General features: G+C 38.0%; 1 protein-coding gene. It reads left to right on the forward strand.

Translation table 11 applies throughout. The features are described 5' to 3' along the window. Window positions 1–197: 197 nt before the first annotated feature. Window positions 198–716 (forward strand): transposase (locus tag AN619_RS04395; protein WP_157064908.1); only part of this gene is annotated, 519 nt, incomplete at its 3' end.

The following is a 716-nucleotide window of genomic DNA, read 5'->3' on the forward strand; positions in this document are numbered from 1 at the left end:
TCTAGTGACTGAAGGTAAAAAGACTACCAGAAATATATATAGATATTGTTTCTTTTACAAGAAGCATCTTGCAAGCTGGGAACGATTTTTAAGTAAAAACCAATGGGATTGCATGGGCATCATGAAACAGCTGTTTTATAAGCTTGTAGAGTTGTTTCCGGATAGCTGTATAGTCCATGGAGCATTGCTGCTAGCTTATGACACTAGCCTTATTGCAAAGAATCCCTATTCAATTGGTATCTGTATGCTTGTATGGTGAAATTAAAACCATTGAGGTTGTAGTAAAAGACTTGTTGTTATTGGATCTTGACCGTAAAGTACGGGTCGTGGTTACTAAAATTGGTAGTAGTGCAACTGCACTGATTAATACAGATATGACGCTAACTCCAGCTCAGATCATAGAAATTTACGGTGCACGGTTTTCCATCGAAGTAGCCATCAGGGATATGAAGCGGCACTTAGGGCTAGGAGATTATCAGCATCAATCTTTACTACCCACATTCAGATTTGTGCATCTTGTAGCTGTAGCCTATAGTATTGAAAAAATAGCACTGTTAAAATATTCTAACAGTAGTTGGCTTCATATTTATGACAATCCAGGGGATACCCCTTGGACATCAGAACTTAGCTTCGAAAGGCTTCGTATCTGTCTTAGAAGATTTTCTCTGGAAAAACTTGTTTTCTCCAAAACCGCATTAGATCAAGAAGTAGAGAAA

The sequence above is a fragment of the Thermotalea metallivorans genome, assembly GCF_001562415.1.
Classification (GTDB): domain Bacteria; phylum Bacillota; class Clostridia; order Peptostreptococcales; family Thermotaleaceae; genus Thermotalea; species Thermotalea metallivorans.